The 14,842-nt window shown below is 41.9% G+C and carries 13 protein-coding genes; 4 read left to right on the top strand and 9 right to left on the bottom strand.

Annotation, left to right across the window (positions count from 1 at the left end; all coding sequences use genetic code 11):
* Window positions 1-11: 11 nt before the first annotated feature.
* Window positions 12-707, bottom strand: a complete 696-nt coding sequence (locus FLA_RS30015; protein ID WP_076379763.1) for a response regulator transcription factor — start codon at window positions 705-707, stop codon at window positions 12-14.
* A 50-nt stretch (window positions 708-757) separates the two neighbouring features.
* Window positions 758-2,962 (bottom strand): right-handed parallel beta-helix repeat-containing protein, encoded by a 2,205-nt coding sequence (locus FLA_RS30010; protein ID WP_159445117.1) that lies wholly within the window; start codon window positions 2,960-2,962, stop codon window positions 758-760.
* A gap of 186 nt (window positions 2,963-3,148) precedes the next feature.
* Between FLA_RS30010 and FLA_RS30005 the strand changes: the two genes are divergently transcribed.
* On the top strand, window positions 3,149-4,573 hold the full coding sequence (locus FLA_RS30005; RefSeq protein WP_076379765.1) for an undecaprenyl-phosphate glucose phosphotransferase: 1,425 nt from the start codon (window positions 3,149-3,151) through the stop codon (window positions 4,571-4,573).
* On the opposite strand, the gene FLA_RS30000 is transcribed toward FLA_RS30005, so the two are convergent.
* Genes FLA_RS30000 through FLA_RS29975 form a run of 7 tightly spaced genes read right to left on the bottom strand, consistent with a single transcriptional unit; the run spans window position 4,570 to window position 11,486 of the window.
* Window positions 4,570-5,805 (bottom strand): hypothetical protein, encoded by a 1,236-nt coding sequence (locus tag FLA_RS30000; protein WP_144264055.1) that lies wholly within the window; start codon window positions 5,803-5,805, stop codon window positions 4,570-4,572. The two genes, FLA_RS30005 and FLA_RS30000, sit on opposite strands and share 4 nt — an antisense overlap.
* The gene (locus FLA_RS29995; protein WP_096511396.1) at window positions 5,780-6,748 is read right to left on the bottom strand and encodes a glycosyltransferase; all 969 of its coding nucleotides are present in this window, start codon (window positions 6,746-6,748) and stop codon (window positions 5,780-5,782) included. Before FLA_RS29995 ends, FLA_RS30000 begins: the two co-directional genes overlap by 26 nt.
* Window positions 6,749-6,805: 57 nt before the next feature.
* Complete coding sequence (locus FLA_RS31310) at window positions 6,806-6,970, bottom strand: glycosyltransferase family 4 protein (protein ID WP_148666377.1); 165 nt, start codon at window positions 6,968-6,970, stop codon at window positions 6,806-6,808.
* Between the two features lie 44 nt (window positions 6,971-7,014).
* The gene (locus tag FLA_RS29990) at window positions 7,015-8,070 is read right to left on the bottom strand and encodes a glycosyltransferase family 4 protein (protein ID WP_076379768.1); all 1,056 of its coding nucleotides are present in this window, start codon (window positions 8,068-8,070) and stop codon (window positions 7,015-7,017) included.
* Entirely contained in the window at window positions 8,063-9,253 is a 1,191-nt protein-coding gene (locus tag FLA_RS29985) for a glycosyltransferase family 4 protein (RefSeq protein ID WP_076379769.1), read from the bottom strand. The genes FLA_RS29990 and FLA_RS29985 overlap by 8 nt, the downstream gene beginning before the upstream one ends.
* Window positions 9,250-10,152, bottom strand: coding sequence for a glycosyltransferase family 2 protein (locus FLA_RS29980; RefSeq protein WP_076379770.1), 903 nt, complete (start codon window positions 10,150-10,152; stop codon window positions 9,250-9,252). Before FLA_RS29980 ends, FLA_RS29985 begins: the two co-directional genes overlap by 4 nt.
* Before the next feature lie 32 nt (window positions 10,153-10,184).
* Window positions 10,185-11,486, bottom strand: coding sequence for a flippase (locus FLA_RS29975; protein ID WP_076379771.1), 1,302 nt, complete (start codon window positions 11,484-11,486; stop codon window positions 10,185-10,187).
* 191 nt (window positions 11,487-11,677) lie between these two features.
* Here FLA_RS29975 and glf point away from each other — a divergent pair, with 191 nt between their 5' ends.
* Genes glf through FLA_RS29960 form a run of 3 tightly spaced genes read left to right on the top strand, consistent with a single transcriptional unit; the run spans window position 11,678 to window position 14,838 of the window.
* Window positions 11,678-12,787 carry a UDP-galactopyranose mutase gene (gene glf / locus FLA_RS29970; protein WP_076379772.1) on the top strand — a complete coding sequence of 370 codons (1,110 nt, stop codon included), beginning with the start codon at window positions 11,678-11,680 and terminating at the stop codon, window positions 12,785-12,787.
* Between the two features lie 45 nt (window positions 12,788-12,832).
* Window positions 12,833-13,819 (top strand): UDP-galactopyranose mutase, encoded by a 987-nt coding sequence (locus FLA_RS29965; RefSeq protein ID WP_096511394.1) that lies wholly within the window; start codon window positions 12,833-12,835, stop codon window positions 13,817-13,819.
* A complete protein-coding gene (locus tag FLA_RS29960; protein ID WP_076379773.1) occupies window positions 13,819-14,838 on the top strand; it encodes a glycosyltransferase family 2 protein in 1,020 nt (339 codons plus the stop codon). The genes FLA_RS29965 and FLA_RS29960 overlap by 1 nt, the downstream gene beginning before the upstream one ends.
* The last annotated feature ends 4 nt before the right edge of the window (window positions 14,839-14,842 follow it).

Below are 14,842 nucleotides of genomic sequence, written 5' to 3'. Positions count from 1 at the left end.
TGCAACAACTACTAAGGCGCTACCAGCCTGAAGCCGTTGCCGTGAATGTTTACAATTTCAATATTATTATCTTCTTTCAGGTATTTGCGCAGTTTGGCAATGTACACATCCATACTACGACCGTTGAAGTAAGTATCACTACCCCATATTTTTTTCAATGCTCTTTCGCGTGGCAGCAAATCATTCTTATGCTCAGCCAGCATTTTCAGTAGCTCATTCTCTTTGGGAGATAATGTTTGGGTTTTACCATCGAAAATAAGCTCACGCAGTTTGGGATTAAAATGATAACGTCCCAGATCAAACTCTATATTCTCATTTTCTTTAACACTTTCTTCATTACGCTTTAAAATAGCTTTTATTTTCAGCAATAATACTTCACTATCAAAAGGCTTGGTAATATAATCATCAGCACCCAGCTTATAGCCCTGAATAATGTCCTCTTTCATAGTTTTAGCACTTAAAAAGAACAAAGGTACTTCCGGATCAATATCCCTGATTTCTTCTGCCAAGGTAAAACCATCCATATTAGGCATCATTACGTCCAGCAAACAAATATCAAATTTTTCACGTTGAAAAGCTGCCAAACCCAGTCTGCCATCTCTTTCAAGCGTTACATCATAATCATTTAATTCCAGATAATTCTTCAATACCATCCCCAGGTTCTGATCATCTTCGCACAATAATATTTTGTAATTCTTACCGTCCATATTTTATGATTTTGATTTTATGGCTAAAAATAGAAGATAAGTTACAAAACTTATCTTAAATCCCTCAATAACACCTTTTTAAAGTACACCCGGTTGCCCATATACTCCCATTTGATACCTCCGTCTGCAATCAGGCCTTCTTCTTTTTTTACCGGACCGTCTTTACCCGAAACACCCGCCACCGTGCACCTGTATACGTCTTCGTTAATATATACGGTTTGCCCTGCCGCATAACCTATTCCCCCCTTCCATCGGCTGCCAGCTGCAAATCCCGAATTGGCCGCTACCCAACCGTAAACATCATTTTGGGGTGAAATGTTGCGAATTACCGATCCTGCAGAGTAATTTCCGTACACCGGCGGCTGCTGGCCATAACTTTCTGTTATTACTTTAGGCTTATTACGTTGATTCAACCCGGGAATAATGATATCGGGCTGGTCGTCTGTGCTGCCTGAAAAATTATTTTTAAAACTTACTAAAGGAAAATAATTCTCATTGGTAACACTGTATTCGGAGATATTATCCGAAAAACCGATCTCATCCACCAGGTGTCCATTCACCTGATTGTCAGTTACCAGCAGGTTATTAAACTTGCCAAACCCTTTGGCACTGAAGTAAATACCATGCGTGGTAAATACAGTATCATTACGCGAACTGTACGATCCCCTGCTATCATTTCGCAATTGGTTACGTGAAATGTTAAAGTTGGTGATCCAGGCATTCTGGGCTTCCACATAAATATCAGCGGCAACCGCCCTGTTATAAAAATTGGTGCCATCTACAATCGTATTGCCTTCTACCTGGCTAAACAGGTTGGTTCCAATGGCGCACATCAACAACCCATGTAAACCAAACTTATCTATGTAATTATTCTTAATTTTTAACTCACGTGATTGGCCATTTACATAAATGCCATTGCATTTCATATTACTCAGCGTATTGCCCTCAATCACAATATCTGTACCCGCGCCCTTTTGTGTATTCACCACCATAATACCGTTACCATCTTCTAACACCACCGGCGCATCTTTATCGGCCGGCAACGCGCCTATATACCGGATGATATTGTTGGTAACCTTTACATGGTTAGCGTCGATAATATAAAAGCCACAGTTCTGAAAGCTGCCCGAAGTTGTTTTACTTCTGGGCGTATAGGTTCCTGTAACAAAATTATTGCTGATAATTGTGCTGCTGGATGCAGCCAACCCATAGTCATCTCCCACAAAAATGGCTGCTGCAGAACCTGCATTACCAGCATTTTTATCACCAGCATTGTTAAACGAGTTGTTATTGATAACAATTCTTTCACATCGCTGGAAATCCATACCATTGTCGCCGGTATGATTCAGGTTATTCCCGCTCACGTCTACATCGCTGCATTGCTGATTAGCCATACCTATTCCGGAAATATGATCAAGGTAATTATCTCTTATTTTTAATCCTTCTACTTTATAGGAAGAGATACAGTGTGTACCAACATATTCAAAATGATTCCGCTCAATTAATACATCAGAACACTCTAGCCGTCCAAAATTGGTGATAGCACCATCTACGGCCGCAAAGTCGATATTATAACGCCCGATGCGTTTAAAATCACAATCCCGTATCACCACCTGCGAAGCCTTATATAAAATGCCCCTGCCAAAGGCGTCGGCAAAAGAGCAACGTTCAATGAGTATATCTTTTGCAGGTTTAGCGTCAAAGGTGATATTCATCAGTGCATATCTGCCAGCCACTGCCATAGACATGTCTTTATCACCCCGTGGGCGGCCACCGTTAAAGCCCATATCCTGTATAGTAACATTATCCCCTGTTACATTTACCAGTGCCGGAAAATCGTGGCTAAATCCACGGGAAGTTTGAATAACCGTAGCCTTCTTACCTGCTCCTTTCAAATGTGCAGAAGAAGGCAGCGATATTACTGTGTTCTCAGTTAAATAGTAAATACCTGCGGGAAAAACCAATGGCACTCTTGCCGTAGCTGCCGCCTGAATACCTGCTTGTAATGCAGTGGCATCATTGGTTACCCCATCTCCTTTTGCCCCAAACCATTTTACATTCAAGCCATCCTGGTTGGGATAAATACGCTGCCATACACCTGCACCTATTCCGGCAGCGTTAAATTCAGTACCGTTGTTATACTTATCTGTAGTACTATATCTGAAAAAGCCGCCCCGGTCTTTATCGGTAATAAATATCCCTACCGTAGAATCTGCAACAGCCTGCATTTCCTCTATGCTAGCCACTGTTAGCATATGCGGCTTTACCTGCGCTTTTGCTATAGAAACGGCAAAAACACTTGATGCAAATAAATAATAAGTCGAAATACGTCCAATTACTCCCATCTATTCCTCCTTTTTTAATCAATTACTCCGGTGCCATAATTATACCAACTTTCTCGGCATAGTTGTTGCCTTTTTCGAATAAGTAAATATGGTATTATGAGTTCGAGATTTGATTATATAGTACGGGTATCATTGTTACTGTTCGATTTTCTTTTATTAAACGGTACATTGCTGATAGCTTTTGAAATATTTGATTCCTACCGTTTAATGCTACCAGGCACCAGAATCAACCTTATCTATATTGTCAACCTGATCTGGCTGGCATTAACCGCCCTGCTTAAGATGTATAATCACCGGGCATCGGGCCGGTATTCTCACCTCAAAAATACTACTATTAACAGTTTGTTGGTATTTGCTCTTTTTTTCGGATTTTACCTGGTTATTGTAAAACAAGATGACATCAGCCTTGGCTTTGCACTGTACTTCATGATACAATTTGTAACAGTTATCTGCTGCACCCGGCTACTGTTACGTACCATTATAAGGGCCTTTGTAAGAAATACCCGTACCCGTAAAAAAATTGCAATCATTGGCTTTAACGATACCGGCCGCAAGCTCGCAGAATACTTTTCCGGTCAAAAAACCACTTTCGAATTCAGTGGTTTTTTTGATGATGAAATGGTTAGGCAACAGTCGCTGCAAGCTGCACCAGGCGACATGCCTTCAAACCTACAGCCCGCCAACATCAAAGGCAGCGTAAAAGATATATTTGATTACGCTATCAACAACAACATAAAAGAAATTTATTCTACTGTTTTACCTGATGACAACAAAAACGTACAGGAATTAATGACCATTGCTGATAAGCATTTTCTACGCATCAAATTCGTTCCCGACTTTACCAATATGCTGCGTAGCAGTTACCATATTAATTACATGAACCACTTCCCGGTTATTTCGCTACGCGATGAACCATTGGAAGACACACGCAATCAATTATTCAAGCGTGCATTTGATATTGTTTTCAGCCTGCTGGCATTAGTGCTGGTTGTAAGCTGGCTGTATCCTATACTTGCCGTACTGATTAAGCTGTCTTCTCCCGGGCCTGTTGTTTTCAAACAATTACGCAGCGGGCAGGATAACAAACCCTTCTGGTGTTATAAATTTCGCACCATGCAGGTAAATAAGCAAAGCGACAGCCAACAGGCCACTAAAAACGATGCACGTGTAACCTGGATTGGCAATATCATGCGTAAAACCAGCCTGGATGAGCTGCCCCAGTTTTTCAATGTGTTAATGGGAGAAATGAGTGTAGTTGGTCCCCGCCCGCATATGTTAATGCACACCGAACAATATAGCGCCATCATTGGTAAGTTTATGGTACGCCACTTTGTAAAACCCGGCATTACAGGCTGGGCTCAAATCAAAGGCTTGCGTGGTGGCACTGAAACCAACGACTTGATGGAAAGAAGAGTAGAACACGATATCTGGTACATGGAAAACTGGTCGATATGGCTGGATGTTAAAATCATTTTCCACACCGTGTTTAATGCATTTAAGGGAGAAACTATGGCCTATTAGAGATACTCCCTTCTTACTGCATCAGGATAAGCCAGCAATATCCAGATAGATAAATAAGCAAACTCAGGCACCGATACCATCATTATCAAATAAGTAGCAATGAGTGCGGTGCGATAGTAATAACGTTCATCTTTATTGCCCTTTAAACGAACAAAGGAATGCTTGAAGAAAAACCAGGTAAACAATACTACTCCAATAATACCATTGTTTACCAGCAGAGTAGAAAAGAAATCAGTGGAACGTACATATCCAAAACCTATACCTGTAAGCTTTCCAATAAAACCCAGATCATTCCACCAAAAAGCCACTTGATTTTTAAAAAATAAAGAACGCTCCTGTCCCGAAGTATTACCCCCTGTTAATTTATGGATAAGCGTGTCATTTAAAAACTGATGAAAACCAGTGCTGGTGTAATAAGCAACCACTATAACCATTAACCCCATAGGCACCATCCATAGCAGATAACGTTGCATCCGCTTTTCATGAGCTACAAATGCAATAGCCAACACCCCCATTCCTAACCAAACAGAAGTAGAAAAACTCAACACCAACGCAATACCAAATAAAACAAAATCAATCCTGCGTTTTAAACCCACTGCTAATATCCAAAAAGGCACTACCGTTAAGGCAAACATAGAAGGCTCACCTGTTAAACTTTTTAAACGCTGTGTAACCCAGCCCCCTACCTGCATTACCTGGAACAAACTACCTGAAGTATGTGCAAACTGTCTGTTACTTAAAAAATCGCCATTAGTGCCTGTAATTTGAAATATCAATATTTCTAAAAAACCATAAGCCACCAATATGCGTAAGCTCCAGTAAAACGTATGAATATGCTTCCTCGTACCCATATGTTTTACATACAGGTATATTAAAAAACCGGCAAAGAGGTATAGCGACTGAGTAAACATACTCCTTCGCAGCAAACTCTTCTGCCCTTCACTGTCATCTGTAAAATTTAAGGAAACAGGCAATTGCAGGTGCGAATAATATACATACAACTGCGCCAACACATTTATCAACAAAAAAATAGCCGCAATAGCTATTAACTCTTTGTGTAGAAAATTGCCTTTCCGGATACTGTACAGGAAAAAAAAAGGAAGGCCCAGGAATATGAGCAGATAAGAAGGTACCGAAAAGGATACCGAAGGCATTAATACCACAGAAGTAAAACCCGCAATAAGTAACAAAACATGCAAGTAACCGTCAAGACCGCGCTTCAATGACATCATAAGGCGTATGGGTATGGGTTGTTGTTGAGAATGATTCTTTTAATGGATAAAAACCCGGCAAAACCTCTTCCACAAACTTTTCCAATTTACGAATAAACCTGTTTTCAGAAAAATGTTGTACATACTGCCTGATAAACTGCGGATCAAAGTTTAGCTGATCAAAGGCTTTGATGGCAGTGTCCAATGCCTGTGCACTTTGTTCTTTAAAAAAGAGTGCCGTACTTTTTGCACTGTTATAGGTATACGGTATCATAGTATCCAGGATACCACCTTTTCCATAAGCAATCACCGGCCTTCCTGATGCAGCCGCTTCCAAAGGGGTAATACCATAATCTTCCTGTTGCGGAAAAATTAAAGCCTGCGCTTCTGCATAAGTCCTGGCCAGGCTTTCCGCATCTAACCCATTTAAAAATACTACATTCTCTTTCGCTCTCTTTTTCAGTTCCAGCTCCATAGAGCCTTTCCCAACCACTACCAGTTTTTTATCCGGCAACGTGTTAAATACATCTATTACCAGGTCTACTTTTTTGTAAGGCTCCAGACGCGAAACCACCAGGTAATAATCTTTTACTTTATCAGAAACATAAAAATTATGGAGTTTCACCGAAGGATTAATGATAGTCACCTCATTTCTGGGCTTGTACGCATCTTCAATCGCTTCTTTCATGCCATTAGAGTTGGCCAGATAAAAATCAGTTCTGCGGGAGGCCAGTTTATCTACGTGACGTAATACAGTGGCGGCCATTAAAAACAATTTTCTGATCAGCCAGTTCTTTTTCATGATATTCTCGTAGCTCCAGGGACGCCAGGCCACCCGTAAAGGAGTATGACAATAACTGATCACCGTAGTGCCTTTATCCACCCTTATATATTTAGCACAGTGTGTAGTTGAAATCAATACCACATCATAACCGGATAAACGAATAGAACGCATGGCTAACATAGCAAACGGAAAGAACAATAATTTAACCAGCTTTTCGTTTTTACCTATTTTCTGAAATCAGGAAGTGACAATGTTGGCTTTTTTGAATTCAGGGTAAGTTCGTTCACTGTTGTAGCACAGTGTATAGATGGGAGCATTCGGAAATGCCTTATGCATACTTAACACCACTTGTTCCGCCCCTCCTTTTCTCACCAGCTCGTCGTGTACAATAGCTACCTTCATACGAATGCTTTTGACAACTTTAAGCAAAACATATGCCTAAATAGTTATCTATATTGTGCTATGGCCTGTTCCAGCGATCGGGCCGATTGTGCCCAGCTATATTTTGTTAAAATATATTCCAGTCCCTCTTCGTTGAAACGCTTATCCCGCTTGTCTAACAGCAACAACAAGCCTGTTAAGGTTTCCTTATTGTTAAAATAAAAAGCGTGCTCTCGGGCCACCTCCCTAAAAATAGGGATATCATTAGCAATGACTTCACAACCCGCGGAAAGCCCTTCTGCTACCGGTAAACCAAAGCCTTCATATACCGATGGGATAATCACCGCTTTAGCATGCTGGTATAGTCCGGCCAGCTGTTCATTACTTACGGCACCTGTAAAATGTATTGTCGGATGCGCCTTATATTTTTCCAGCTGCTGTAAAAGCGCCGTGTTAAACGATTTATAGCCCGCCCCTGCCACTACCAGGTGGGTTTGAGTAAGTTGCGCTGCATCGTACGCCTGCAATAACAGTAAGAGATTTTTACGGGGATCGGCTGAACCTACAAACAGGAAGTAAGGATGCCGTACCATAGGTGTTGCATCTGTAGCAGGCAGCAAGGGAAAGCCTGCATTGGGCACAACACTCACCTGGTTATCGGATAAGCGGTAATACTGCATCAGCTCCTGTTTGGAAAAATCACTTACCGTAATAATATGCCTGCTGCTTCGAATAATCAGTGGCATCAGCATTTTATAGTAGTAGTGAAAAGTCTTTGAAAAAAATTGCGGATAACGCACAAAAGCGATATCATGAATACAGGTTATTTTATTGTGGTAAGCCACCGGTGCTACATTACACAAATTAAGCAGTAATGGCTCACCTTGCTGTTTAGCAAAACGCGGCAGCTGCCACTGTTCCCATTTCAGGCCTGCTTTATTACCTACCTCCAGCCTTTCGCAGGGTAACTGGTATACATCATTATGCAAGCCATTATGTGGTGTTACCAGTTTAACTTCTTTGTTTAACGTATAATAATTGCGTAACAATTCGGAAGCATACCGCTGCACGCCACTTATTTTTTGCGTTAAAAACTTGCCATTCACATAAACGTTATCCATTTCCTTTCCTTTTATTCAGCTGCAGCGCTTGTGTAATAAACTCATCGGCAATATAATCGGCGTTGTATTGATATAAAAAACGATGGCAGGCAAGGGCTTTCAACTCAATTATTTCAGGATGCGCCAGTATTTCAGCTATAATGGCTGTAAGACTTCCGCTACGCATTTGAAATTGCCACATGCAATCAGGCTCGTACAAATCAACCAGCCCTCCCCTGGCAGCTACACATACAGGTTTATTATAGCCCATTGCTTCAATCACTACCCGCCCAAAGGGCTCTTCCCAGGCAGCCGGCACTACTACTATATCAACTGATTTATAGAAGGATGCCGCCTCTACAGCCCCCACAAATTGCAACTTCCCTTTTACAGGAAACCGCAACCGTAACATGTCTTTATACGGTTTATCATAAGCCCCGGCCAATATTAATGTATAATTCGCCTGCTTTAACTGACTCATTTCTTCCAGTAAAAACGGTACTCCTTTTTCTGGAGTAATACGGCCAATAAATCCAATACGGATATTCTCCCTGTTCACAGGCTCCACCTGCCGTCCATGCAAGGGCGCAGGGGCAATATTAGGCAACACCCACACCGGTTTATTCACCGCTACTCCATATTGCTGATGCCTGTTAATAATATGGCGACTAATACCAACGAACGCGTCTGGCTGCTGGCAAAGCATCTTTTTTACGGCAAATGCACTGCGGCAGCTCAAACATAGCTGCCCACACTGGCAGCCATTTTTATATAAGGTAGTACGATGACACAGAATGTAATAGTCCCGTAATGTATGAATTAAAGGCACGCCTGGCTTACGCAATGCCTTCCAGCTAAATAATGAGAAGCCCTGTAAATTGTTGGTATTAATGATATCTGGTCTTATGCGCTTCACCAGGCGCTTCAGGCGAAAATAATAGGCTACATTAAAGGTATCGATACAGTGCCATAAGACTTGCTGCCATGGCTTATGTTTTCGTTCTGTAACTGTATACAGGTTTTTAGTACCTAAATAAATGGTAATCACTCCATGTAAACGGCTTACCCTTTTTTGAGCATCAAGGGATAATACATATACACTATGGCCATGCCGGTATAAAGCTTCGCACAATAGCTGCACCGATACTTCTGCCCCGCCTAAGTGATTGGGATGGTATAGGGTATTAATAAATAAAACCGTCATAGTTTCTGGTTGGGATATACGATGGTTGGGTTAAAGAACAAGCCTGCCCAAAAACCTTTCATATAAACCCCTAATTTGTACCAGCCATTCCTGGTAAAAGCGCTGGCTATAGCTATTTTTCCATAGTGCAGCGTATCCATCATTAACTCCACCCTGCGTTTGTGTTTGCGGCCTATGTATATGTTATTCCGAATGTTATAAAAATGCATGGCAATGCGCTGTTTATCTACTTCTGTAACCAGGCTGGGGAAAGAAGGGTTGGACCTCAGATGCACTACTTTGCTTTTACCCACCATATATCCCGGTGCCTGCCTGGATAAACGGTTGGTAAAATCAATGTCATCACCCCATATAAAAAAATCACGTATAGGCAGGCCCGCCTTTTGCACATGCCGGGCATTGATTAATACCGATACAAAAGTGCTGCTGCTCACCCTTATTAAACCATGCTCGGCATACTCGCCCCATAAAGGATAATTGTATTTAGACCGGGTATTATCTATGTTAGGCACATTCATAATAATGCCATCTGTACTATTTACCTTACTGCATAAAAATGAAAAATCGGGCACCAGTTCAGCCGCAAGCATCATTTGCTCCAATGCATCTTCCGAAGCCATCACATCATCATCCATTACCCAGATGTAATCGTAGTTTTTTTCAACAGCATATTTGATACCTGAATAAAACCCACCTGCGCCGCCTGTATTCATTTGATGAATCACCTCCATGTCATCCTGACTATCCAGCCAGGCTTTGGTGCCATCTGTGCTTCCGTTGTTGATTACAAATAACTTATCCCATGCATAATGCTGCCTGCGCAAAGCCTCTATGCAACGCCGCAGCAACATTTCCCTGTTATAAGTTACCACCACTATGGCTATTTTACTAATTGCCATTGTTAGCCTGTTTAATGAATCAATAAAAACTGTTATCGCTTTAGCTTTCCTACAGCAGCCAGCAACCAGTTTACATTCCAGTATTGCTTATCCAGTAACCGAAGTCCCTGGCGATAAATGATCATTGCCATACCTGTTGTAATAAGCACTTCCGTCAACACCCATGCAAGTGCTGTACCATAATACGACCATACAGGTGTAAACAACATATTTAATCCAACACAGATCACCGAACCCGCTATAGACATAAGCAAAAAGGCTTTGTCCATTTTTAAATTCAGTAACACCTGGGTGCCTAATAAATTACTAATGCTTACTATAAAAGGTGCTATTGCCATTATTCTCAACACGGGTATAGACTGTTCAAATTCCTCTCCAAAAAACAAGGGCAATACCGGAGCGCCCATAAACAAGGCTATTGAAATACCTAATGCCAGTGTTGTTACCAGCGGAAATATCTTTTTCACTTCTGTAACGCCATTTTCTCTGGCTATCGCAAATGAGCGACCAATGTGCGGAAACAACGTTTGGCTTAAAGGCATTAACATCACCATTTGAGTAATAGACACTATTTTGGCTGATGCCGCAAAAACACCTACTTCACTTTTCGACTTCATTAACCCCAGTATTACAATATTGCTGTTGGTATACAGGTTAATCATCAAAGTAGAAATAAACACTGCCCTGTCGTTGTGCAACAACTGAAGCACTTTTTTCAGGGGCACCCATAACAACCGGATATGAAAGCGCCTGAAAGCATATATAAACAACGCTACACCAGCCAGCAACTGGCTTAAGCTGGAAAACAAGGCGTATACCCAGTAATCCCGTTTTTCTCTTATAAAAATGACCATGGCAGTAAAACAAACCAGCTTAATCACCACATTCCATATCGCTGCTTTTTGCAACTGTTCCATACCCTGGAACAACCAGTTGGGCATAAATACGTTAGCAATGCAGGTAACAAAGCATAAAATGCTTACAAAAGCCTCGTCACGCATTTGCGGCATGGTAAAAAGCAGCACTATAAATAATACCGTGGAAACCAGTAACAACCATAAGCGGGCAAAAAACACACCCGAAAACACTTCATTTACCACCGTTTCGTTGTCTTTATTGCGTGCAATGGTTCGGGTGGCCGTGTAATCAAAACCATAGTTGATAAGGATTACAAAATAGGTGATCACTGCGGTGAGAAAGTTAAATAACCCAAAATTGTCTTTTCCGATAACTCGTGTAATTACTGGTAATACCAGGAAAGGGATCAGGAAATTAGCCACCTGTATAATGGATAGGGCGCCGAAATTCTTAGTTAACTTACCAGCTGTTGACATATACTATTTTCAAATATGCAAATATAGCGCCACAGTACCCGATAATCGGTGAACGCACCCTCCGCATCGTTAAACAGTCACCCCTCCCTCTTCGTAGGGGCGTGTTTGCAATAAGATGGCCCGGTTTTAGCACTGCATTTGTTTTACTTTTGAGCCGGAAGCCCGTTGTTTCGGCTGTTTTAAATTCTAATATGCCTGATTTCGATTACCTGGTGGTAGGTGCCGGCCTGTACGGATCTGTATTTGCACATGAAGCCACCAAACATAACAAAAAGTGCCTGGTAATAGACCGTCGCCCTCATACCGGCGGAAACACCTGGTGCGATGAGCAAGCCGGTATTAATGTGCACGCATACGGCGCACATATTTTTCACACCAACGATAAAGAACTGTGGGATTATGTAAACTCATTTGTGGAGTTTAACCGTTATACCAACTCCCCGCTGGCTAATTACAAGGGCGAGCTATATAACCTTCCCTTTAACATGAATACTTTTTACCAGTTGTGGAAAGTAAAAACGCCTGCCGAAGCACAGCAGAAAATCCAGGAACAGATAGCCCACCTGAATATTGAGCATCCAGCCAACCTGGAAGAGCAGGCTTTATCACTGGTAGGCAGGGACGTGTACGAAAAACTGATTAAAGGTTACACCGAAAAGCAATGGGGACGTGATGCCAGGGAGCTTCCGGCTTTTATTATTAAACGCCTGCCTGTTCGTTTCACTTATGACAACAACTACTTTAACGATAAATACCAGGGTATACCCATTGGAGGATATAACAAACTGACCGAAGCTCTATTACAAGGCATTGAGGTAAGGCTGGCAACCGATTATTTTGCCAACAGGCAGCAACTGGATCTACTGGCCAGCCATATTGTGTTTACTGGTCAGCTGGATGAATTTTACGATTTCCGTTTTGGCCACCTGGAATACCGCAGCCTTCGCTTTGAACACGAGCTTCACAACACGCCCAATTACCAGGGTAATGCAGTGGTGAATTATACCGAACGCGAAGTACCTTATACCCGTATTATAGAGCACAAGCATTTTGAATTTGGTCAGCAGCCGAAAACGGTTATTACACGGGAATATTCAAAAGAATGGAAACCAGGCGATGAACCCTATTACCCGGTAAACGACGATAAGAATATGCAATTGCTGAAGCAATACCAGCAACTGGCCCATGCCGAAGAAAAAGTGATTTTTGGCGGCAGGCTGGCTGAATACCGGTATTATGATATGCACCAGGTAATAGCTTCTGCACTGACAAAAACTAAAAAATTATTCAGTAATTCCTGATTGGTCTTCTTTTTGATTTTCACATAACGATAAATTCTCTTCCTGGTGAAACCGCTTATAGTCACAGATAAAACCATAGTGTACGTTCCTTGTCCTGCTTCACACGCCACAGGCGGCACAGAAGTACTGCACCAGTTTGCCCATAAACTTAATCAACAGGGAGTTACAGCCCGGTTGTTTTATTACCGCATAAAAAAAGGTGTTGACCCTATACATCCCCGCTTTAAAAAATATGTGCAGGAATATGCTACACATATTGAAGATCACGAGCAGCATATACTGGTGGTACCGGAAACCAGAACAGAATACCTTTTCCGTTTTCCGCGCATACGTAAGGCTATCTGGTGGTTAAGCGTTGATTTTTTTTACGACACAGCAGATGTGGACAGGTGGTCTACCCTGATGAAAATGACTGGCATCACCAAAAGGTATAACCTTAAAAAGCCAGATAGACTAAAGATAGACCTGCACCTGGTACAAAGCCATTATGCCGCATTACACCTGGAAAAACACGGCATTACCAATCACGCCCCACTTTCAGATTACCTGAATGCTTCTTTTTTCACTAACACCACTGCACCAGTGACCGTTAAAGAAAACAGGGTATTATATAATCCTAAAAAAGGGCTGCAGTTTACGCAACAGCTTATTCAACAGGCACCCGACCTTAACTGGCTGCCTTTGATTGATATGACACCCGACGAAGTAGCTAATGCCTGCCGCACCTCTAAAGTATATATCGATTTTGGACAACATCCGGGCAAGGACCGTTTTCCACGCGAAGCAGCTATTTCCGGCTGTTGCGTTATTACCGGTAAAAAGGGGGCAGCTGCTAACGAAACAGATATTCCCATATCGGGTAATTATAAGTTTGCAGATGAAGCCAGCAGTATTCCGCACATCATTCAGCAAATTCAACACTGCTATACTTCTTATAACACCGCCGTTCACGACTTTGATGCCTACCGCAGTATTATTAAGGAACAGGAAGCGGAGTTCAATTCTCAATTACAAAAAATATTTACCAGATAATGCATCCCGCAGATAGTTATATTATACTGTTAAACTATAACGCCTGGCAAGACACTATTGAGTGTATGGAATCGTTATTAAAACAGGAATATAAAGGCGTATATCATATTGTGGTAGTGGACAACCATTCCACCAACGATTCCCGGGAACAGCTATTGCACTGGGGCAATTCAGCCGCCCCTTTACATGGTATAGATTACAGCCATCTCTCTTATGAAGAAGGACAGTTTATTCATGTAAATGTGAAACCACATGCTACCGTAAGTTTTATCTGGAGCGATCATAATGGAGGGTTTGCCTATGGCAACAACATAGGCATACGGTATAGCTATCTTAACTCTGCCAAACATTTTATATGGTTGCTGAATAACGACACCATTGCCATGCCCAATACGTTACAGGAGCTGGTGAACTTTTACATTGCCAAAAACAAAACACAAAAAACAGGTTTAGTAGGTTGCCTGCAACGGTATTATCATAACCCTGAGCTGGTACAAACCATGTATGGAAAATTCAATCCCTGGCTGGGCCTGCCACGTGAACATGGGGCCGGGCAACCTGTTAGCACGGTAGAAGAAATGACCGACATGGAAATTGATTACCTGTCTGGTGCCTGCCTGCTCACCCATACCGACGTATTAACAGAGGTGGGATTACTATGTGAAGATTACTTTTTGTTTTATGAAGAGCTGGACTTTGCCCAAAGACTGCAGAAGGCCGGGTTTGCTTTAGCCTGGTGCCCCACCACCAGTATTTTGCACAAACATGGGGTAAGCATCAATGGCCTTACCAAAGGCAGCGCCACCCCTTTTGCCGACTTCCATCACTTTAGAAGTGAATTCATTTTTGCAAAAAAGCATTACCGCTCCAAATTACCGGTTTATCTTTTTGTGACGGGTTTACAACTTACCAACCGCCTTATTAAAGGCCGGCTTAAAAACATTTCCTACTTATTAAAAGGCGTAGAAGCCGGCTTAAACCATAAAGAAGGGCAACATCGCCAGCCATCTAAAAAATAGATTA

The sequence above is a fragment of the Filimonas lacunae genome, assembly GCF_002355595.1.
In the GTDB taxonomy this organism is placed as follows: Bacteria; Bacteroidota; Bacteroidia; order Chitinophagales; family Chitinophagaceae; genus Filimonas; species Filimonas lacunae.
This window is presented reverse-complemented; position numbering and strand designations above follow the sequence as displayed.